Genomic DNA, 21,113 nt, shown 5'->3' with positions numbered 1-21,113 from the left:
ACCTGGGCGAAGATCGCGCCATGACCAACGTCCGAGTCGCGTCCGCCTCCGCCCGCCGTCCCGCCGGCCTGCCGATGATCCTGGCGGCCGCCAGCTTCGGCTTCACGATCGTCCAGCTGGACGTGACCATCGTCAACGTGGCCCTGGACGCCATCGGCCGCGAGTTCGGGGCCCCGACCGCCAGCCTGCAGTGGGTGGTGGACGCCTACACCCTGCTGCTGGCGGCGCTGCTGCTGTCGGCGGGGGCGCTGGGCGACCGGTTCGGACCCCGGCGGGCCTTCCTGGCCGGGCTGGTGCTGTTCGCCCTGTCGTCCGCCGCCTGCGGCCTGGCCCACGACGCCCTGCAACTGATCCTGGCCCGGGCGATCCAGGGGGCGGCCGCCGCCCTGCTGGTGCCGCCCTCGCTGGCCCTGATCACCCACGCGGCGGCCGGCGACGACAAGGCCCGCGCCTGGGCCGTGGGCTGGTGGACGGCGGCCGGCGGGGTGTCGATCGCCGCTGGACCGGTGATCGGCGGCCTGCTGATCGGCGCCCTGGGCTGGCGCTGGGTGTTCCTGGTCAACCTGCCGCTCTGCCTGCTGGGCGCGGCCCTGACCCTGGCCTTCGTGCCCGAGGTCCCGCCGCGCGAGAAGCGGCCGCTGGACCTGCCCGGACAGGTGCTGGCGTTCCTCGCCCTGGTCGGCCTGGTCGGGGCGGTGATCGAGGGCGGCCATCGCGGCTGGAGCGATCCGCTGGTCCTGGGCGCCCTGGCCGGCGGCGTCGCGGCGGGGGCGGCGTTCCTGGCGGTCGAGATGCGCAGCGCGCATCCGGCGGTCCCCCTGGAAGTGTTCAGGAACCGCATGGTCTGGTCGGCGGTGGCGATCGGGGTCGGCGTCAACTTCACCTATTACGGCGTGATCTTCGTGCTGGGGCTCTTCCTGCAGCGCTCGGCGGGCTACGACGCGGTCCAGGCGGGCCTGGCCTTCCTGCCGCTGACGGCGACCTTCATCGTCTCCAACCTGCTCAGCAGCCGGATCGCCCACCGCTTCGGCCCGGCGCGGACCATGGCCGGCGGGGTGCTGGTGGCGGCGCTGGGCTACGCCCTGACCAGCCGGCTGACCCCGACCACGCCGTTCTGGCTGATGGTCCCCGGCTTCCTGCTGATCCCCGGCGGCATGGGCACGGCGGTGCCGGCCATGACCAGCGCCCTGCTGGCCAGCGTCGACCGCCATTTCTCGGGCACGGCCTCGGGCGTGCTGAACGCCTGCCGCCAGGCGGCCGGCGCGGCGGGGGTGGCGGTGATGGGCGCCCTGGCGGCCGGCGGTCCCGAGCGCATCGCCGCCGGACTGCGAGTCTCGGGCCTGATCGCTGCGGCGGTGCTGCTGGTCGCGGCCTGGTTGGCGTGGCGCAGTGAGGGCCGTACGGCGGCCAGTGTCGGCTAGCCGACCGCAACCGGATGAATTATCGGCCGTTTTCGCCTCCGCAGGTGGGAACGGGCTGTTTTTCGTTGGATGAGAATCCCAGGGTCCAGCGCCGCGGCTTGAAACCCCGCCCGCCATGAGGTCTGCTGCACCTTGGCCGTTGACCGCGGCCGGGAAGGAACACGGGCATGGTGGACACCCGTGATCAGGGGCTCGCCCCCGACACGCCCCCGTTAGGCACGCCTTCGGCAGGGGAGGCGTTCGCGCCCGGCGATCTGCGCGAGCGGATCGCGGCGTTCGACTGGGCGGCCACGCCGCTCGGAGCCCGCGCCACGTGGTCGCTCGCCCTGGTCTTCGCCGTCGACATGATCGTCGCCAGCCGGTTTCCCAGCGCCCTTCGCTGGGGTCCGGAGATGGTGCTGATCTACAACGACGCCTACGCCCCCATGCTGGGCGAACGTCATCCGTACGTCCTGGGCAAGACCTTCGCCGAGGCGCCGCCGACCTCGGCCGCCGATTCCGAGGGGCCCGAGCGGGCGATCCTGGCCGGGGCCAGCGGCGGCACGGTCATCGAGGACCTGTTCCTGACCACGATCCAGCCGGACGGCTCGGTCACCGACGGCTATTTCAACATCCGGCTCAGCCCGATGCCCGACGCCACCGCGCCGTCGGGCGTGGGCGGGGTGCTGATCGCCCTCACCGACGTCACGCGGCGGGTCCAGGCCGAGCAGGCCCTGCGGGCCAGCGAGGAGCGCTACCAGCTGGCCCTGAGGGCGGCCAGCGGGGTGGGCACCTGGGACTGGGACATCCTCGCCGACAAGGTCTATGCCGACGCCCGCTACGCGCGATTCCACAACGTCGACCCCGAGCGCGCCGTCGGCGGGCTGCCGCTGGCGGATTTCAGCAAGGCCCTGCACCCCGACGACTTCGCGCGGCTGCTCAAGTCCGGCCGCACCCACCTGCGGACCACGAACGATTTCGACGAGGAGTATCGGCTGATCCAGGCCGACGGCTCGATCCGCTGGGTGCAGACCCGCGGCAAGGTCGAGCGCGACGCCCGGGGCTGGGCGGTGCGCCACCGGGGGGTGATGGTCGACATCACCGACCGCAAGCGCATCGAGCACGCGCTGGAAGCGGCCGAGGCCGACCTGCGCATCGCCGTCGACGGCGCGGGCCTGGGCCGCTGGGACCACAATCCGCAGACCGGCGAGCGCTACTGGGACAAGCGCTGCCGCGAGATCTACGGCCTGCCGGAGGGCATGATCGAGAACCCGCTCGACGCCTTCGAGCGGCTGGTCCATCCCGACGACCTGCCGGCGCTGATGGACGCCATCCGCGCGGCCATGGACCCGGCGGGCGACAACACCATCAACCGTGAGTACCGCGTCCGGCGCGACAACGACGGCGCGCTGCGCTGGATCGAGACCTTCGGCCGGGCCTTCTTCCAGGACGGCCTGTGCGTGCGTTTCGTGGGCGTGGTGTCCGACGTCACCGAGCGCAAGGAGGCCGAGGCCGACCAGGTGCTGCGCGAGGCGACCATGGCCCTGGCCCTGGACGCGGGCAATGTGGGCACCTGGGACTACGACGTCCGCAAGCGCCAGCTGCGCTGGTCCGAACGCGGCTACGGCATGTTCGGCATGGCGCTGGGGGCCGATGTCGGGCTGGACGACTTCTACGCGGCCATGCATCCCGACGATCGCGAGGCCGTGCGCGCGGCGCTGCTGGCGTCGATGGACCCTGTCCGCCGCGCCGACATCGACGTCGAGTACCGCACGGTGGGCCGCGACGACGCCAAGGAGCGCTGGATCTCGGCCAAGGGCCGGGGCTTCTTCGACGACGCCGGCAAGCCCGCGCGCGTGGTCGGGGCCACGGTCGACATCACCGACCGTAAGCGCGCCGAGCTGCACCTGCGGCTGCTGGTCAACGAGCTGAATCACCGGGTCAAGAACTCGCTGGCCACCATCCAGGCCATCGCCGCCCAGACCTTCCACGCCGCCCGCTCCCTGCCCCAGGCGCAGGAGGCCTTCTCGGCCCGCATCGTCGCCCTGGCCGAGGCCCACGACCTGCTGACCCGCGAGAACTGGGAGGGGGCCGACCTGCTGGACCTGCTGGGCCGCCTGGAGGACCTGCACGGCGGGGCCGAGCGGTTCGCGACCGAAGGCGGGTCGGTGCGGCTGTCGCCGCGCATGGCGCTGTCGCTGTCGATGGCCCTGCACGAGCTGGCGACCAACGCGGTCAAGTACGGGGCCCTGTCGCTGACGACGGGTCAGGTGCGGATCGCCTGGACCGTGGTCCCGGGCGGACCCCATCCCCGCCTGGTCCTGACCTGGACCGAGACCGGCGGCCCGCCGGTCTCGCCGCCCAGCCGTCGGGGCTTCGGCTCGCGCCTGATCGAACGGGGCCTGGCCGCCGAGCTGTCGGGCGTGGCGCACATCGACTTCAGGCCGGACGGCGTGGTGTGCCGGATCGAGGCGGCGCTGGACGGGTAGGGGGCGGCGAACAAGCTCGCCCCAAAATGTTGTCATCCCGGAAAGCGCGCAGCGCTCGTCCGGGACCCAGGTGAACCGCAAGGCCTCAGCCCAGTCCCCTGGGTCCCGGACAGCCTCTGCGAGGCTTCCGGGATGACAACATTTTGGGATTTGGAGAAATCAGAGCCTAGGCGTCGCTTAGAAGTCGATCGGCGCGGGGGTCTTCGCGGCCGCGGGCTTCAGCGCCTGGACCACCGTCGCGCCCAGGGCCAGCAGGGCCATCGGGATCAGGGCCACCAGCCAGACCAGGAAGAGCATCGCCAGCTGCAGCGCGCTGATCGCTACGACCAGGGCCTTCGACTCCTGGCGGGTCGCCCGGTGGTTCTGGGATCGGAACGTGGCGTGCACGGCGGGCATGCGTACTCTCGACTCAACTCTATGTCCCCGACCCGACATAGACCGTAGCTGCGTCGCAATGTCGCGCAATCAGGTAAAACCCTAATCGCAGCTTTACCGTGTTCGAAGGTTGCGGGCGATCTGGGCGTCGCTGCGCCGCAGGCTCAGCAGGGCCGCGCCGGCCAGGCCCAGCGGGATCAGGGCCCAGGCCCACAGGCCGGCCACGGCGATGCCCGTGGCGCCGGCCAGCAGGGCCGAGACCAGCATCTCGGCGATGGTCGCCATCCACGAGGCCCCGCCGCGCCGTTTGAAGTCCGACCGCTTGCCCGGCCGCTGGTGCCAGATATTGATCAGGCCGCTGCTCCAGGCCGCCAGGGCCGCGCCCAAGGCCGTCCAGACGCCGGCGGTCGGCAGGAACCAGGTCAGGACCGCGATCGGCAGGACCAGGAACAGGGCTACAGGGATCAGGGCGGCCGCCAGCTTGGCGCGGCGCAGGGTGCGGATCCTGGCCGGCGACACGGCCAGCAGGTCGGGGGCGTCCTCGGCCGACAGGGTGATCCAGGCCAGGCTTCCGGCCACCTGTCCGGCCAGGAAGGCCACCACCCCGGCCCCGCCGGCCAGCGCCGGGCCCGCGCCGTGGGCGGCGTTGCGGCTGAGCACCAGGGCGGTGGGGATCAGGTACAGGACCCGCAGCAGCACCTGCGACAGCAGGGCCGCGTCGCGGCCGATCAGCAGCAGCTCCTTGCGCACGGTGGCTAGGAAGGGGCCGGCGGCGAAGGCGCGGCGGGCGTCGCCGCGGCGGACCTTGGCCGGCCGGGCGGCGGTCTTGCCCTGGGTGGCGGCGGCCGCGTCCGAGAACCGCCGGCCCAGCGCCAGGGCGGCCAGGGCGAACAGCGCCGCCGAGCCGGCCAGCAGGACCAGCAGGGGCAGGGGCTCGCCCAGCATGGCCCGCAGCGGCAGGGCGACGATCGGCGGCGGGTGCAGCCGTCCCTCCTGCGCCTGGCGCTCGATCTCGAGGAACAGGCTGCTGCTCTTCTGGGCCCCCAGGATCGTACGGGTCTGGCTGGCCAGGAAGAAGGCGGCGCCGACCAGGGCCGCCAGCACCTGGGCCACGGTGCGGGTGCGGCGCGGGCCGATCAGGGCGAACAGGGCCATGGCCAGCAGCAGGCCGACGGCGGTCGAGCTCAAGGCCAGGGCGCCCAGCATCCCGAACACCCCGATCCAGCCGGGATGGCCCCAGATCACCGACGGCAGCAGCAGGGGCGTGACGAACAGGGCGAAGATGGTCAGGACCCCGCCCGCCACGCCCAGCGAGCGCACGAACAGCACCTTGCCGGGCCCGATCGGCGAGGAGAACAGCAGGTCCAGGTCGTTGCGGTCATACAGCGCCTCGCTCGACGCGCTCAGGGTCTGGGACAGCATCAGGGTGAAGACCACGGCGCTGCCCAGGGCGGCCAGGCTGATCGAGATCGGATTGATCGGGACCTGGACGTCGTGCAGGCCCAGGGCCGCCAGGACGCCGCCGCCCAGCAGCATCGCCGCCACGATCACCAGGCTGATCAGCCCGCGCGCGCCCCGGCCGGCCCGTCCGGCGCGGAAGTTGCGCCAGTACAGCCGCATCTCGTGGCCCAGCAGCCAGAGGATCGAGCCCGGCGCGAACAGGGTCACGCGGGGGCTCCCTCGGTCGCGGTCAGTTGCAGGAAGACGTCCTCGAGGCTGGAGCCGCCCTTTCCCTCGCCGGCTTGGGTGCGCAGCGCGTCCAGCGAGCCCTCGGCCAGCAGGCGGCCGCCGGCGATGATGCCGATGCGGTCGGCCATCCGCTCGGCCACCTCCAGGATGTGGGTGGTCAGGATCACCGTGCCGCCGGCGTCGACCCGCTCCTGCAGCATGTCCTTGACCAGGCGGGCGGCGGCGGCGTCCAGGCCCGTCAGCGGCTCGTCGAGGATCAGCAGCCTGGGGTCGTGGATCAGGGCCCCGGCCAGGGCCACCTTCTGCTTCATGCCGCGCGAGAAGCCCTCGCAGCGCGTGCGCGCCTCGGCCGCCAGGCCCAGCTTGGCCAGCAGCGCCTCGGCCCGGGCCTTGGCGGCCTTGGGCTCGACGTTCCACAGGCCGGCGACGAACTCCAGATATTCCAGAGGCGTCAGCCGGTCATAGACCATGGCCTCGTCCGGCGCCCAGGCGGTGATGGCCTTGGCGGCGGCCGGGTCCGCCCGGGCGTCGATCCCGAAGATGCTGATCTCGCCCTTGTCGGGCTTGGTCAGGCCCGCGACCATCCGCAGGGTGGTGGTCTTGCCCGCCCCGTTGGGGCCCAGCAGGGCGTACAGCTCGCCGGCGTGGACGGTGAGGTCCAGGTCCATGACCGCCGGCTTGGTGAAGGTCTTGTCGAGGCCGCGAACGATGAGGGCTTCGGTCAAACGCGGCGTCTCCCCAATGACAGGCGATCATGAGAACGCGATTGGGGCCGCGGTTTCAAGCGCCTCGCGGCCGGCGCCGACGTCAGTCGACGGCCCGCCAGGGGGCGATCGGCCGCACGGTCGCGCAGGCCGGGCCGCCGTCCTTGTCGCGGCCGGGAAGCAGGGCCTCCAGGACCTTGCCCGCCAGCGCCTGGTTCAGCAGGTCTTCCGGGAGGGTATGGATGTCGATCTTGGCGCGCCGGGTCCACGGCGAGGCGTGCTGGCCCGCCGAGACGCCGATGGCGATGTAGACGAAGCGCCGGCCGCCGGCTTCGCTGCGCACGAAATCCCCCAGGAACCGCGGCCCCGGCGCCACGCGCACCGGCACGTCGAACGCGATCGGGCCGTCGCCCGCCGTGACGGGCCCGACCGGCCGGTTGTCCTTGTCCTGAAGGCTGTAGGCCACGCCCGGGACCGGGCCCCGGATGATGAGCCTGAGCATGACGGCCTGTCCGGTCATGGGCCTGCGCCTCCCCGCCGCCTAGTTCGGCCGGCCGTCGGGTTCCAGTTCGAACGCCGCGTCCAGGGTGACCTCGTCCACGACCGTCCCCTTCAGCGCCGCGTCCAGAACCTCGCCCAGCGAGCTCCAGACGAAGGTCAGCTGTTCCAGAACGGCCGGCAGGCGCTCGGGCTCGAAGCCGGGGAAGAGGTCGGCGACCAGCCAGAGGCCGGTCAACTCGTCGAAACCGAACCGGCAGCCGATCATCCGGAACTGGGCCCGGGCCACGGTCTCGAACAGGGCGGTCAGGTCGCGGGCCTGGTCCAGGTCGGTCTCGTCGAACACCTGGCAGCGCACCTGCAGCCAGTCGCCCTCCGGGAACAGGTAGAAGGCCCCGCCGTCGTCGGCGCCGGCGATCTCCAGGCCGCGATCGATCTCGGTCACGACGTAGCCGGCGTCGCGGCAGGTCTCGGCGATGTCGGTGAGATCGAGGGCCATGGCTACGACCGATAGTCCCCGTTGATCGCCACGTACTGCTTGGTCAGGTCGCAGGTCCAGACCGTGGCCGAGCCCTTGCCGACGCCGACGTCCACCGAGACCTCGAACTCCTGGCGCTTGACGTACTTGCTCATCTTGGCCTCGTCGTACTCGGCCGAGACCAGGCCGTCGCGGGCGGCGTAGAGGTCGCCGAACTTGACGCTGAGCTTCTCGCGGTTGACCGGCTCGTCGGCGCGACCCACGGCCATGACGATGCGGCCCCAGTTGGCGTCCTCGCCGGCGAAGGCGGTCTTGACCAGCGGGCTTTCGGCGATGGTGCGGGCGATCTTGCGGGCCGATAGCGGGCTTTCGGCGCCGTTGACGGTGATCTTGACGAACTTGGTCGCGCCCTCGCCGTCGCGGACCAGCTGCAGGGCCAGGTCCAGCAGCACGGCCTCCAGCTTCTCGCGGAAATCGGCCAGGCGGCGGTCGCCCGCCCGGTGAATCTTGGGCGCGCCCGACTGGCCGGTGGCGAACAGCAGCAAGGTGTCGTTGGTCGAGCGGTCGCCGTCCACCGTCACGCAGTTGAAGGTGGTGCGGGTGTAGAGGCTGACCAGGGTCTGCAGGGCGGCCGGGGCGATGGCCGCGTCGGTGGCCACGAAGGCCAGCATGGTGGCCATGTCGGGCGCGATCATGCCCGAGCCCTTGGTGATCCCCGCGATCCGCACCTCGTGGCCGTCGATCATCGCCGTGGCGTAAGCGCCCTTCGGGAAGGTGTCGGTGGTCATGATCGCCGCCGCGGCGCCGGCCCAGGCGTCCTCGGTCAGGCGGGTCTCCACCTCGCGCAGGTTCGAGATGATCTTGCTGTCGTCCAGGATGACGCCGATGACGCCCGTCGAGGCCATCATCACGTCGCGCTGGCGGCAGTCGAAGCGCTTGCCCACGGCCGTGGCCACCCGGCGCACGGCGTCGGCGCCGGGCTTGCCGGTGAAGCTGTTGGCGCAGCCGGCGTTGACCACCAGGGCGCGGACGTCCTCGCCCTTGCTGGCGGCCAGCTGGCGCTTGCACCAGTCGACGGGGGCCGAGCCGACGCCGTGGCGGGTGAACACGCCGGCGCAGCTGGTGCCCTCGGCGAAGCGCATCAGCAGCATGTCCTCGCGCTGGTGCTTGTAGAAGCCGGCGCGGCCGGTGGCGATCTCGACCCCGGCGATCGGCGGGATGGTCGGGAACGGCACGGCCAGGGGCGAGACGGCCAGGCCCGGCTTGCCCGGGGCGCCGGCGGGCTTGGCGGCCTGGACCGCCTGGGCGGTTTCGGGCGCGCCCTGGCTGGCGTCCTTCTGGGCGCGGCGCAGGCCGGCGCGCTTGAGGGCGGCGGTCAGCGGGTCCAGGGCCCGTTCCAGGGTCTGGCCGACGCTGGCGCCGACCTGGCCGACGATTTCGGCCGGGGTGGGCGAGGGCGCGGCGGCCGGCTTGGCGGCCTTGGCTTTCGGCTCGGCCTTGGTCGCCTTCTTGGTCGCGGCGGGCTTGGAAGCCTTGGAGGGGGTCTTGGTCATTTCTTGGCCGGAGCTTGAGCGGGCGCGGACGCCGGCGGGGCGTCGTCGAGGTCGGAGGAGGGGGCCTGGTCGGCCGAGCCGGGCGGGGCCGAGGCCGGTTCCTGCGGCGCGCCGGGCACGTCCTGGGGCTTGCCGGTCAGCATCTCGACCTTGGCCCCGCCGCGCAGCTTCTCCAGCAGGTCGCGGACCTGGTCATAGGTCAGGAAGCGCACGATCTGCGGACGAGCGGCCTCCAGCGTGATCGGTTCCTCCAGGCGCTTGTCCTCGACGCGCAGCACGGCCCAGCCGCCCTCGGTCTGGAACGGGCCGACCAGCGCGCCCTTCTCGACGTTCTGCAGGGCCGCGGCGTAGGCCGGCGGCATGACGTCGACGGTGAAGTAGCCCAGGTCGCCGCCGTTGAAGCGGGTGGCCGGGTCGGTCGAGCGCTCCATGGCCAGGGCGTCGAACGAGGCCCCGGCGGTCAGCAGCTTCTTGACGGCCTCGGCGTCGGCCTGGCTGGCGACCAGGATCTGGCGGGCGCGGATCTCCTCGCTGCGCTTGGACAGCTTCTGCTGCTCGGCGTAGAGGCCGCGGATCGCGTTCTCGTTGACCGCCTTCTCGACCACGCTCTCCACCAGCATGTCGCCCAGGATGCGCTCGCGCGCGGCGGCCAGGCGGCGCTGGGCCACCGGGTCCTTGTCGAGCTTCTGCTTCAGCGCCTCGGCGGCCAGCAGTTTCTGGTCGATCACCTCGTCCAGGCGCTGGCGGAACAGGTCCGAACCGATGTCCAGCGGCTCGCCTTCGCTGATCAGGCCCTGGGCCACGGCTTCGCGCTTGACGTCGCTGGCCCAGACCGTGTGGCCGTCGACCCGGGCGACGGCGGTGTCGCCGGGTTCGGGCGGACGCTCGTCGGCCTTGTTGCGACCGCAGGCGGCGACCAGCAGGCTCAGGGCCAGGACGGCGACGAGGCCGTACGCGCGAGGCTTACCAATATTCATCTGTGGCCGATCTCCGGCTGACTCTCCTTCAGCGCTCTAGCGCGGTTTAACGCCAAGAGGAAACAGCTTCGCGATATGGATCGGAAAACGCGCGAAGCTGTTAAACGGGGCGCAAACCGTAACCGCACGCCCCCGCCTCGCGTTGACACCCGCTAGGCCGGTGCTTAAGTCTCCGCGCGCGTAGAAGAAGTGGACTTTCCGCTCGCTTCGACGCCTCGAATTTACCGTAGTGAAGGCCTTCAAGCCCTAGCGCCGGCCTCACACACACCCGCTCCGGAACCCTCACTTCATGCTCGGCTTCGCCAAAAAGCTCTTCGGCTCTTCCAACGAACGCAAAGTCAAGGCGATGTCCGCCAAGGTGGCGAAGATCAACGCCCTGGAGCCGGAATACGCCGCGCTGTCGGACGAGGCCCTCAAGGCCAAGACCGCCGAGTTCAAGGCCCGCCTGGAAAAGGGCGAGACCCTGGACGACCTGCTGGTCGAAGCCTTCGCCACCGTCCGCGAGGCGTCCAAGCGCGTGCTGGGCATGCGCCACTTCGATGTCCAGATGGTCGGCGGCATGGTCCTGCACGGCGGCGGCATCTCGGAAATGCGCACCGGCGAGGGCAAGACCCTGGTCGCCACCCTGCCGACCTACCTGAACGCCCTGGAAGGCAAGGGCGTCCACGTCATCACCGTGAACGACTACCTGGCCAAGCGCGACGCCGAGTGGATGGGCCAGATCCACAACTTCCTGGGCCTGTCGTACGGCGTGATCGTCAACGGCCTCAGCCAGGGTGAACGTCAGCGCGCCTATCGCAGCGACATCACCTACGGCACCAACAACGAATTCGGCTTCGACTACCTGCGCGACAACCTCGTCTACAGCGTCGAGGAGATGGTCCAGCGCGGCCACCACTACGTGATCGTCGACGAAGTGGACTCGATCCTGATCGACGAGGCCCGCACGCCGCTGATCATCTCGGGCCCGACCGAGGACCGCAGCGAGTTCTACAAGACCATCGACGTCCTGGTGAAGGAACTCATCAAGGACAAGACCAACTACGATCACGACGAGAAGCAGAAGCAGGTCATCCTCACCGAGGAAGGCCAGGAGCGCATCGAAGAGATCCTGATGGCGGGCGGCCACCTGGCCGAGGACACCGCCGGCCTCTACGACGCCGCCAACATCTCGGTCGTGCACCACGTCAACCAGGCCCTGCGCGCCAACGTGCTGTACACGCTCGACAAGGACTACATCGTCAAGGACGGCGAGGTGATCCTGATCGACGAGTTCACCGGCCGCATGATGACCGGTCGCCGCCTGTCGGAAGGCCTGCACCAGGCCATCGAGGCCAAGGAAGGCGCCCAGATCCAGCCCGAGAACCAGACCCTGGCCTCGGTGACCATCCAGAACTACTTCCGCCTCTACAAGAAGCTGGCCGGCATGACCGGCACGGCCGCGACCGAGGCCCAGGAATTCGACGACATCTACAAGATGGGCGTCAGCGAGATCCCAACCAACCGTCCGGTCCAGCGCATCGACGACGACGACGAGGTCTACCGCACCGAGCGCGAGAAGAACGAGTCGATCCTCAAGCAGATCGCCGACTGCCACGCGCGCGGCCAGCCGATCCTGGTCGGCACCGTGTCGATCGAGAAGTCGGAAGAGCTGTCCAAGCTGCTGTCGACCTACGCCTGGGAATATGAAGGCAAGAAGCACAAGGGCATCCCGCACCAGGTGCTGAACGCCCGCTTCCACGAGCAGGAAGCCGGCATCGTCGCCGACGCGGGCGTGCCCGGCGCGGTGACCATCGCCACCAACATGGCCGGCCGCGGCACCGACATCCAGCTGGGCGGCAACGTCGAGATGCGGGTGGCCAACTGGAAGCAGCAGCAGAAGGGCCTGGGGATCACCCCGACCCACGAGGACGAGCTGGCCCAGAAGGCCGAGATCGAGTCCGAGATCAGCGAAGCCAAGGCCAAGGCCCTGGCCGCCGGCGGCCTGTTCGTGCTGGGCACCGAGCGCCACGAAAGCCGCCGCATCGACAACCAGCTGCGCGGCCGCACCGGCCGTCAGGGCGACCCGGGCCGTTCGAAGTTCTTCCTGTCGTGCGAGGACGACCTGCTGCGCATCTTCGCCGGCGAGCGCCTCGACGCGATCATGCGCACCTTCGGCGTCCAGGAAGGCGAGGCGATCACCCACAAGTGGCTGAACAACGCCATCGCCACCGCCCAGAAGCGCGTCGAGCAGCGCAACTACGAGATCCGCAAGAACCTTCTGAAGTACGACGACGTCGTCAACGACCAGCGCAAGGCCGTGTTCGAGCAGCGCCAGGAGTTCATGGAGGCGACCGACCTCTCGGAGATCATCACCGAGATGCGCCACGACGTGGTCGACGACTTCATCGCCCGCCACATCCCGCCCAAGGCCTATGCCGAGCAGTGGGATATCGAGGGCCTGAAGGAGCGCTGCCAGGCGATCCTGGGCCTGGACCTGCCGATTGAGGAATGGGCGGCCGAGGAGGGCGTCGACGACGAGGCCTTCCGCGAGCGCATCACCCAGGCGGCCGACGCCTACGCCGCCGAGCGCGAAGTGATCATCACCCCCGAGCAGATGCGCTCGGTGGAGAAGAACTTCCTGCTGCAGATGATCGATCTGCAGTGGCGCGAGCACCTGATGCACCTGGACCACCTGCGCAACGTCATCGGCCTGCGCGGCTACGGCCAGCGCGACCCGCTGAACGAGTACAAGACCGAGGCCTTCTCGCTGTTCGAGAAGCTGCTGGGCGACCTGCGCACCAACACCACCCGCTGGCTGATGACGGTCGAGATCGCCTATGCCGAGCCCGAGCCCCTGCACACGCCGGAAGGCCTGACCCAGGTGCACCTGGACCCGCTGACCGGCGAGAACGCGGCCACCGCCGGCGCCCTGCCGGAAGGCCTGTCGCCCGAGCAGCGCGAGGCCCTGCCGGTCTCGGTCCTGCCGGAAGGCTGGGAATACACCGCCCGCAACGGCGCCTGCCCCTGCGGCTCGGGCAAGAAGTTCAAGCACTGCCACGGCGCGCTGGTCTAAAGCCCGAGCGTCTGACGAAAGAAAACGCCCGCCCCGGGAGACCGGGGCGGGCGTTTTGCTTTTTCAGTTCCACCAAAGCTGACGGGGACACGCCCTCGTGGCGTGTGCCCAAGTCTTGGCTCCGTGGATGCTGTTGGGGACACGCCGCAAGGGCATGTCCCCGTCAGGATCACGAGTCGATGGGGTTCCAGCGCTCCGACGGGGCCGCCGCGCGCTTGGGGCCGCGGAAGTCGCCGCCGCCCGAGCGGCCTTGACCTTGGGCCTGCTGGCCCTGGCCCTGGCCGCCGCCGTTGCGGCCGCGGTTCTGGCCGCCCGGCTTGCCGTGGCCTTGACCCTGGCCCTGAGCCTTCTGGCCGCCGTTCTTGTTCGGACGGTTGCGCTGGCGGCGCAGTTCCGAGGGCACGTTGTTGCGCGGGTCGGCGCGGCGCGGATCGACGTACTTCTCCGGCGGAGCCAGCTTGTCGGCCACCGCCGCGGCGGCCGCCAGGCCCTTGTCGTTGCGGCGGTCGAAGGACGGGATCGTCTGGCGGGTGGCCTTCTGGATGTCCTTCAGCAGCGGACGCTCGTCGTCGGCGCAGAAGCTGATAGCCACGCCGTCCTTGCCCTTGCGGGCCGTACGGCCGATCCGGTGGACATAGGCCTCCGGCACGTTGGGCAGCTCGTAGTTGAACACGTGGCTGACGTCGTTGACGTCGATGCCGCGCGCGGCGATGTCGGTCGCCACCAGGGCCTTGGTCTCGCCGGCCTTGAAGGCCGCCAGGGCGCGCTCGCGCTGGCCCTGGGTCTTGTCGCCGTGGATCGAGGCGCTCTCGATGCCGCTGGCGGTCAGGTACTTGGCCACGCGGTCGGCGCCGCGCTTGGTGCGGGTGAAGACGATGGCGCGCTCGACGCTGCGGTCGGCCAGCAGCTCGGCCAGCAGCGGACGCTTGCGCTGGGCCTCGATGAAGATCAGCGACTGCTCGATGCGCTCGACCGTGGTGGCCTGCGGGGTGATCGAGACCTGGGCCGGGTTCTTCAGCAGCTCGCCGGCCAGCTTGCCGATCTCGCCCGGCATGGTGGCCGAGAAGAACAGGTTCTGGCGGTCCTTGGGCAGCTGGCTGGCGATCTTGCGGATCGGCACCACGAAGCCCAGGTCCAGCATCTGGTCGGCTTCGTCCAGGACGAAAATCTCGACGCCGTTCAGGTGGGCCGACTTCTCGCCCAGGTGGTCCATCAGGCGGCCGGGGGTGGCCACGACTACGTCGACGCCGGCCGCCAGGGCCTTCATCTGCGGGCCGTACTTCACGCCGCCGAAGATGGTGGCCACGGTCAGGCCCAGGTGGGCGCCGTAGGCCTTGAAGTTGTCGGCGATCTGGGTGGCCAGCTCGCGGGTGGGCGAGAGGACCAGGCAGCGGAAGCCGCGGCGCGGGGCCGGACGGCGGTCCTCGGCCAGGCGGTGCAGGATCGGCAGGGCGAAGGCGGCGGTCTTGCCGGTGCCGGTCTGGGCGATGCCCAGCAGGTCACGGCCCGACATCACGGTCGGGATGGCCTGTTCCTGGATCGGGGTGGGCTGGGTGTAGCCCTTGTCGGCCAGCGCCTTCAGCAGGGGCTTGGCGAGGCCGAGATCGGAGAATTGAGTCACTCAGTGTCTTTCGTGCAGCCGCGCGGCGGCGCATGCGATCCTCGCACGGCTCGCCTGGCGGCGGGTCGGTGGGGAGCGCCCCGCGTGACACGGGCGGTCTGATGAGAAGCTTTCAGGGCGCTCGACAGGCTGGACCGAAGGGGTCCCTCACGCGGCTGGAGCGGCCGATAACGCCGGATGGCGTACGGCGTATGTCGTTTATTGCAGGTGCGAAGTCAAGGGCGAGGCCGAAGAAGGCCTTTTGTCGCAAGGGTTCCGGAGGCCCGCGCTGACGCACGGGCCTCCGATTCCGAGGGTTAGAACTTCCAGTTCAGGCCGACGAACACCCCTTGGCGCCCGCCGTCGCCGAACTCGCCGGCATAGGCGGCCGAGACCGTCAGGCCCTGGCTGAGGTCGTAGGCGGCGCCGGCTCCGGCCGTGGCCAGGGTCCCGTCGCGGGCCAGGCCGTCGACGACGATCGGCGTCGGCAGGCCGGTCAGCGTGGCCGAGGCGGCCGTGCCGCCGCCGCTGGCCGTCGTCCGAAGGCCCAGCGAGGCGAACGGATGCAGGCGGGCGCCGGCCGTCTGGCCGCCCAGCACCTCCACCTGGCCGTCGACGAACCAGGCCGAGGCCTTGTCGCCCTGCACGGCCAGGCCGAAGGCCCCGCCGCCGCGTTCGGTCAGGCCGTCGCGCGTGGTCTGGACGTAGCTGGCGCCCAGGCGCGGCTGCACCACCCAGTCGGCGTTCAGCTTGGCGCGGTAGGTCAGGTTGACGTCGGCGATCCAGCTCTTGAGCTTGTAGTCGCCGCTGGCCGCCGTCCCGCCGGGCGCGGTGCGCCGGGTGTCGACGTCGGCGCCGTCGTGGGCCGCCATGGCGCCCAGCTGGAAGCCGCCGACCCGGACCTGGCCCTGGGCGCCGATCACGAAGCTGTCGGTCCCGGTGCGGACGTCCAGTTCGTTGATGCGCTGGCGCCCGTTCAGGTAGCCGACGAAGGCCCCCGCCCAGGCGGAGTCGACGCCGTAGCCCACGCCGGCCAGGCCGCCGGTGGTGTCGATCTTGCCCTTGGCGATCCCGGCGGCGGCGTCGCCGTCCAGCTTGCGCTGGCTGGCGATCGCCTGGCCGAAGCCGAACAGGCCCGGCGTCTGCGGCGCGAAGCGGGCCTGGGCGCGCGAGGCCTCGACCACCGTCAGGCCGTCCTCGACCGCCAGCTGCGAGGCCGAGGCGTAGGCCTGGGGCGTGACCCGGGCCAGGGCGCGCGGATCACTCTTGCTGGTGGCCGGATCGACCAGCAGCGGCAGCGCGGCGATCAGCGAGGCGCTGACCTTGTCGTCGATCAGGGCGGTGTTGAACTGGTCGATCAGGCCCGACACCTGCGAGGAGAAGGCCGTGTCGGTCGTGAACAGGCCCAGGGCCTGCAGTCGCGTGGCCGACTGCTCGATGTGCAGGTTCAGCCCCTGCGCGCCGTCGATGGTCGAGAACGACCCGATGATCCCGCCGCCGGCGGTGATCAGGTCGAGACGGCGACCGGGCGTCAGGGCGGCGGCGCCGACCAGCTTCAGGGTCGAGCCCTGGGCGATCGTCACCGTGCCCGACACCACCAGCTTGTCGCTGACCGTCGGCGTGAACTCGAACAGGGCGGTGGAGCCCGCGACCAGAGCGACGTCGCCCGTCACGGTCATGGTGCCCGGCGAGGCGCCGGGGCTGAGCGTGCCCGCCACGGCGATGTCGCCGTTGACGGCGCCGGCCGACCCGAAGGTCGCGCCCTGGCCCACGGTGATGTTCGAGGCCGTCAGCTGCGAACCGGCCAGGCCGATCAGGCGTCCGCTCTGGACCTGGATGCTGTCGAAGCCGTAGCCGCCCGAAACGCTGATCACGCCCGACTGGACGCTCAGGGTCTCGAAGCCGTCGAACGGCGTGGCGCCCAGGGCGATCGGCGCGGCGTCCGTGCCGCCCAGGGCCAGCACCAGGCTGTCCTGGCCCGCGCCGCCGTGCGCGACGCCCGCGACGGTTCCGCCGGTGGTCAGGCGCAGGACGTCGTCGCCGGCCCCCAGGTCCAGCGCGCCCGAGAAGCTGCCGGCCAGGGTCACGGTGTTGGCGTCGCCGCCCAGCGTCAGGTCGCCGGCGTCAAGGCTGGCGCCCGCGGCCAGGGTGAGGTCCTTGCTGTTGCTGACCAGGTGGTCGAAGTGCGCCGCGCCGCCCGTGAAGTTCAGCGCGCCCGTGCCCGTGACCTCCAGGGTCTCGAACTGCTGCAGCTGGTCGCCGCGCAGCGACAGGTCGGACGTCAGGTCGATGGCGACCTTGTCGTCGCCCGCGCCGCCCAGCACCGTGCCGACCAACTGGCCGCCGGCGGCCATCTGGAACAGGTCGGCGCCCGCGCCCAGGTCGACGGTTCCGTCCAGCTTGCCGCCGGACAGGAGGGTCAGTCGCTGCGGTCCGCCCGAGAAGGTCAGCTTGTCGCCGCTGGCCCCCAGGACGCCGGACACGTCCATCTGGCCGCCGCTCAGCGCCACGGTCTCGAAGCCCGAGACCGCGCCGCTCACGACGACCTTGTTGCCGGTCGAGAACGTCAGGGCGTCGGTCCCCGCGCCGCCGTCATAGGCGCCGGCGAAGGTGTCGCCGGCCAGGGTCAGGGCGTCGGCTCCGCCGCCGAGCTGAACCTTGGCGATGTCCCGGTCCAGGGACACGACCTCGGCCTGATCGCCGCCGAACACGCCGCCGACCGAGAAGGCGCCCTGTTGCAGGGTCAGGCCCACGCCGGCCAGGCTGACCGTTTCCCAGTTCTGGTCCAGGGTCAGGTTCAGGCTGCCCGTGCCGATCAGGCCCAGGCGCTCGAAATTGGCGCCGTGCAGGATGTTGCCCCACAGGCCGTCCAGTTCGACGACATAGGTGTCCGTCCCGGCGCCGCCGTCGATGGCGTACTGTGCGCCTGAGCCGAGGCCTGCGGTGTAGACGTCGTCTCCGTCCCCGAGCAGCACCGAGCCGTCGATGAAGCCGTTGTTCTCGACGCTGTCGGCGCCGGCGCCGAGGTTGATGCTGCCCTGGATCAGGCCGCCGTTCTTGATGTGCTCGCTGTCCGAGCCGCCGAGGAAGGCGGGCGTCATGACCGTCTTCCCGGCCAGCACCTCGGCGCCGCCGCCGTCCAGGACGATCGCCGAGTTGAACACCCCTTCGTAGACGAGGCTGCCGCCGCCGATCTGCTTGAAGCGCTCGAAATTGGTGAACTGGGAGCCTGAAACGCTGCCGCCGCCGGTCGAGTCGATGATCAGGGTGTCGAGGCCGTAGCCGCCGTCCACCGTGCCGTTCATCGCGCCGCCGACCCACTGGACGAAGGTGTCGTTGCCGTCGCCCAGGTTCACGGCGCCGGTGATGGAGCCGTAGTTCTCGAGCCGGTCGTCGCCGTAGTTCAGGTTGATCCCGCCCACGATCTCGCCGTCGTTGCGCACCGTGTCGCCATAGCTGCCCGTGCTGATCGCCAGCGCCGTGTCGCTGACGATCTGGCCGGTGGCGGTGTTGGTGATCGTCGCCGCGCCCGAGCTGTACTGGATGATCGCGTTGCCGGTGGTGGAGTGGATCACGCCGCTGTTGGTGACGCTGGGGGTCGTCGTCGTGGGCGTGGAGTAGTTGTAGTAGTACAGCATGATCGCATCGCCGGCGGTGCTGATGACGCCGCTGTTCTCGACGATCTGGGCGTTGTACAGCCCGAGCGACCGCTCGCCCGTCTCCGACTGGACGATGCTTCCCGTATTGACGACCTTGAGCGCGCCGGTGATCCCGGCGGCGCCGTCCAGGACGATCGTGCCCGAGTTGGTCACCAGCTTGCCGCCCGTGATCGCGGCCGTCGGCGGCGAAGTGAACGCGCGACCCGTGACGATCATGCTGCCGAGGTTCTCGAACGTCGACTTGTCGTTCAGCGCCACGCCGACGCCGGAATAGTTGGTGCTGGTGAACGACAGCGCGCCGTGGCTGACGATCGAGACCTCGCCGACATCGCTGTACGCGCCGTCGAACGGGGTGGTGACCATGATGGCGTAGCCGTCGTTGACGGTCATGTCGGCGCTCAGGTCGACCTTGCCCTTGCCCGCCAGCATCAGCATGCTGGTGAAGGTCTTGTCCGCCGTCAGGGTCAGGCTGACGCCGTCGCCCAACTCGTAGCCGACGCGCTCGAAGGACGTCGCGGACGCGATCTTGGTGGTCGTGTTGGCGGCCACCCGCAGGATCAGACGGTCGACTCCGTCGCCGCCGTCCATCGCCCCGGTGACGCTCTTGAACTTGCCGTTGGCGAAGTCGTCGACGGTGGTGACGAAGACATCCTCGCCGCCGCCCATCAATAGGCCGCCATTCAACGTGCCGCCCTTGCTGATGAAGACGTCGTTCGAATAGTAGCCGGCGGTGAAATCGACGTCGCCGTTCAGCGTTCCGGCGTTGGTCACGCGGGCGGTGTAGCCGTTGGCGACGGACGCCTTGGAGCCGGTGATCACGCCGCCGGCCAGGTTATCGAGGCTGGCGCTGTTGAGCAGCACGCCCACGCCGTTCGTCGCCTTGATGGTCCCGCTGTTGGATAGGGCGCCGGACAAGGATGCGCCTATGAGTGCGCCCTCGATCGTGCCGCTGTTCTCTCCGACCCGGGCGAAGTAGCCCAGATTGAGGCCCGTGCCGGAGGTCGAGCGAATCGTTCCGCTGTTGCTGAATTTGGCTGCGTTTACATAGGCTCCCGTGCCGCTGGCGATGATCGTGCCGCTGTTGGAGAAGCCGCCGGCCACGTCCCAGAGGAAGTTGGCGGACACGCCGCCGGCGGCCGTCGAGGTGATCGTGCCGGTGTTGACGAAGTCGTTGAGGTTCTGCAGCTCGACGGCGAAGCCGTACGGGTCCACGCCGCCGCCGGCCGGCGAGAAGGTCGCGGTGATGTCGCCCGTGTTCCTGAAGCCGAGCGTCGCGCTGTAGTCCCAGGGCGGACCGATCGTCGTGACGAAGGCCGCGCCGGTGCTGGTCACCTTGCCCGTGGTCACGAACCGTCCCGAGCCGCCGATGAAAAGCCCGTCGACCGCGTCGCTGTTGAGCGTGGCGGTGGCGTTCGGGCCGATCATCATCCCCAGCTTCAGGAAGCGGGTGGGCAGCACGACGTTCTGCATGAGCGAGTCGAGCGTGACGTCCTGCGTGAAGTCGAACCGCAGCGTGTTCGTGCCGCCGCCGCCATCGATGGCGCCCGAAATCCCGGCGATCCGGCCGGCCGCGGCGTCCCAGCGCGCGAGCAATATGTCGTCCTGCGCGCCCAGCTGCACGGCGCCGTTGATGGTCCCCACGCTGTTGTCCAGCACCGTGGACGATCCTCGTGCGCCGGAGGTGAAGATGCTGCCGTTGATGGTTCCGGCGTTGATGATCGTCCCGCCGTCGGCCCTGATCGCGGTCCCGCCGGCGCTCTGGATGAGGCCCCCGGCCTTGTTCGTCAGCGTGACGAGGTTGGCGGTGTCGATCACCGACCCGGAAGCGTCGTTCCGCATCACGCCGCTGTTGGTGATCGTCATGTAGCCCATGTCCAGCCTGATGGTGGGCAGGCTGCTGCCGGACCGGATCGTTCCGGTGTTGGTGATCGACTGGGGGATCACCGCGAAGCTGGTGTTGGCGACGTTGAGCCAATAGGCCGATCCGGCTCCGCCGTCGATCAGGCCGGCGTTGGTGAGGACGCCCACCGAGCCGTAGATGGCGGTGTCGTCGCTGCGGATCACGCCGCCCGCCCGGTTCGTGATCGATTGGAATCCGGACATCTGCGGATCGGACGCCACCAGGCCCATGGCGGTCGCCGAGATCACGCCGCTGTTGTCGATCGTGGCGATGACGGGAGCCCATCCCGCGTAGTTCTGGCCATTGAGCCAGATGGCGTTGCCGCCCTCGACCCGGCCGGTCTGGCCCACCGTCAGGTCGAGCTTGGTGGCCGGGAAGCTGTTGTTGGCGCCGGTGGAGGTGACCTGGATACCGGTGGTGACGCCGCCGGTGATCGTGCCGTCGACGTTCAGGCTCACCGTCGTACCGGGCGTCGCGCCGGCCGCCGAGGTGATGATGAGGGCGTTGTACTGGCCCACGATATCGGGGCGTTCGAGGACCGCGCCGACCGGCACGTCCATGGCGCCGCTCGTCGAAATGACGAGCTGGGCCACCGTCGTCCCGGAACAGGTGACCGGGGTGGTCGGAGTCGGAGACGCCGGAAGGCAGTCCGCGAACGCCGCGCCGCCCATCCCCATCGTCAGCGCCAGGACGCTGCAACCCAACAAACGCCTGCGCTTCGCGCGCACGAACACAC

12 protein-coding genes are annotated in these 21,113 nt (G+C 70.3%); 3 read left to right on the top strand and 9 right to left on the bottom strand.

Annotated features, from left to right (window positions below; all coding sequences use genetic code 11):
* The first annotated feature begins 20 nt into the window (after positions 1-20).
* Both BR39_RS0116770 and BR39_RS0116765 read left to right on the top strand, forming a co-directional pair.
* Positions 21-1,421, top strand: coding sequence for an MFS transporter (locus BR39_RS0116770; RefSeq protein ID WP_035018570.1), 1,401 nt, complete (start codon positions 21-23; stop codon positions 1,419-1,421).
* Between the two features lie 167 nt (positions 1,422-1,588).
* On the top strand, positions 1,589-3,889 hold the full coding sequence (locus BR39_RS0116765) for a PAS domain-containing protein (protein WP_029914249.1): 2,301 nt from the start codon (positions 1,589-1,591) through the stop codon (positions 3,887-3,889).
* A gap of 177 nt (positions 3,890-4,066) precedes the next feature.
* Here the strand turns inward: BR39_RS0116765 and BR39_RS0116760 are convergent, their stop codons facing one another.
* The 7 genes from BR39_RS0116760 to BR39_RS0116730 form a co-directional block, all read right to left on the bottom strand.
* Positions 4,067-4,285: a hypothetical protein gene (locus tag BR39_RS0116760; RefSeq protein WP_029914247.1), complete on the bottom strand. Its 219-nt coding sequence runs from the start codon at positions 4,283-4,285 to the stop codon at positions 4,067-4,069.
* Between the two features lie 93 nt (positions 4,286-4,378).
* Complete coding sequence (locus tag BR39_RS0116755) at positions 4,379-5,932, bottom strand: hypothetical protein (RefSeq protein WP_029914245.1); 1,554 nt, start codon at positions 5,930-5,932, stop codon at positions 4,379-4,381.
* The gene (locus BR39_RS0116750) at positions 5,929-6,621 is read right to left on the bottom strand and encodes an ABC transporter ATP-binding protein (RefSeq protein ID WP_231499494.1); all 693 of its coding nucleotides are present in this window, start codon (positions 6,619-6,621) and stop codon (positions 5,929-5,931) included. The genes BR39_RS0116755 and BR39_RS0116750 overlap by 4 nt, the downstream gene beginning before the upstream one ends.
* Positions 6,622-6,760: 139 nt before the next feature.
* On the bottom strand, positions 6,761-7,177 hold the full coding sequence (locus tag BR39_RS0116745; RefSeq protein ID WP_029914241.1) for a DUF5990 family protein: 417 nt from the start codon (positions 7,175-7,177) through the stop codon (positions 6,761-6,763).
* Positions 7,178-7,198: 21 nt separating this feature from the next.
* Positions 7,199-7,654 carry a hypothetical protein gene (locus tag BR39_RS0116740; RefSeq protein WP_029914239.1) on the bottom strand — a complete coding sequence of 152 codons (456 nt, stop codon included), beginning with the start codon at positions 7,652-7,654 and terminating at the stop codon, positions 7,199-7,201.
* 2 nt (positions 7,655-7,656) lie between these two features.
* Complete coding sequence (argJ, locus tag BR39_RS0116735; protein ID WP_081916852.1) at positions 7,657-9,186, bottom strand: bifunctional glutamate N-acetyltransferase/amino-acid acetyltransferase ArgJ; 1,530 nt, start codon at positions 9,184-9,186, stop codon at positions 7,657-7,659.
* Positions 9,183-10,163 carry a peptidylprolyl isomerase gene (locus BR39_RS0116730; RefSeq protein ID WP_029914228.1) on the bottom strand — a complete coding sequence of 327 codons (981 nt, stop codon included), beginning with the start codon at positions 10,161-10,163 and terminating at the stop codon, positions 9,183-9,185. Before BR39_RS0116730 ends, argJ begins: the two co-directional genes overlap by 4 nt.
* A 289-nt stretch (positions 10,164-10,452) precedes the next feature.
* Between BR39_RS0116730 and secA the strand changes: the two genes are divergently transcribed.
* Complete coding sequence (gene secA, locus BR39_RS0116725) at positions 10,453-13,218, top strand: preprotein translocase subunit SecA (protein ID WP_029914226.1); 2,766 nt, start codon at positions 10,453-10,455, stop codon at positions 13,216-13,218.
* Positions 13,219-13,387: 169 nt separating this feature from the next.
* Here secA and BR39_RS0116720 read toward each other — a convergent pair whose 3' ends face one another.
* Complete coding sequence (locus BR39_RS0116720; RefSeq protein WP_029914224.1) at positions 13,388-14,839, bottom strand: DEAD/DEAH box helicase; 1,452 nt, start codon at positions 14,837-14,839, stop codon at positions 13,388-13,390.
* A 296-nt stretch (positions 14,840-15,135) separates the two neighbouring features.
* Positions 15,136-20,937, bottom strand: coding sequence for a hypothetical protein (locus BR39_RS0116715; protein ID WP_029914223.1), 5,802 nt, complete (start codon positions 20,935-20,937; stop codon positions 15,136-15,138).
* Between the last annotated feature and the right edge of the window lie 176 nt (positions 20,938-21,113).

Origin of the sequence: Caulobacter sp. UNC358MFTsu5.1 (genome assembly GCF_000712075.1) — a bacterium.
Lineage (GTDB): Bacteria > Pseudomonadota > Alphaproteobacteria > Caulobacterales > Caulobacteraceae > Caulobacter.
This window is presented reverse-complemented; position numbering and strand designations above follow the sequence as displayed.

Excerpts from the sequence above, each read along its gene's own strand:
- BR39_RS0116715 (WP_029914223.1), bottom strand. The coding sequence starts at position 20,937 with ATGGACGTGCCGGTCGGCGCGGTCCTCGAACGCCCCGATATCGTGGGC.
- secA (WP_029914226.1), top strand. The coding sequence starts at position 10,453 with ATGCTCGGCTTCGCCAAAAAGCTCTTCGGCTCTTCCAACGAACGCAAA.
- BR39_RS0116770 (WP_035018570.1), top strand. The coding sequence starts at position 21 with ATGACCAACGTCCGAGTCGCGTCCGCCTCCGCCCGCCGTCCCGCCGGC.
- BR39_RS0116750 (WP_231499494.1), bottom strand. The coding sequence starts at position 6,621 with ATGGACCTGGACCTCACCGTCCACGCCGGCGAGCTGTACGCCCTGCTG.
- BR39_RS0116740 (WP_029914239.1), bottom strand. The coding sequence starts at position 7,654 with ATGGCCCTCGATCTCACCGACATCGCCGAGACCTGCCGCGACGCCGGC.
- BR39_RS0116760 (WP_029914247.1), bottom strand. The coding sequence starts at position 4,285 with ATGCCCGCCGTGCACGCCACGTTCCGATCCCAGAACCACCGGGCGACC.
- BR39_RS0116730 (WP_029914228.1), bottom strand. The coding sequence starts at position 10,163 with ATGAATATTGGTAAGCCTCGCGCGTACGGCCTCGTCGCCGTCCTGGCC.
- argJ (WP_081916852.1), bottom strand. The coding sequence starts at position 9,186 with ATGACCAAGACCCCCTCCAAGGCTTCCAAGCCCGCCGCGACCAAGAAG.
- BR39_RS0116765 (WP_029914249.1), top strand. The coding sequence starts at position 1,589 with ATGGTGGACACCCGTGATCAGGGGCTCGCCCCCGACACGCCCCCGTTA.
- BR39_RS0116745 (WP_029914241.1), bottom strand. The coding sequence starts at position 7,177 with ATGACCGGACAGGCCGTCATGCTCAGGCTCATCATCCGGGGCCCGGTC.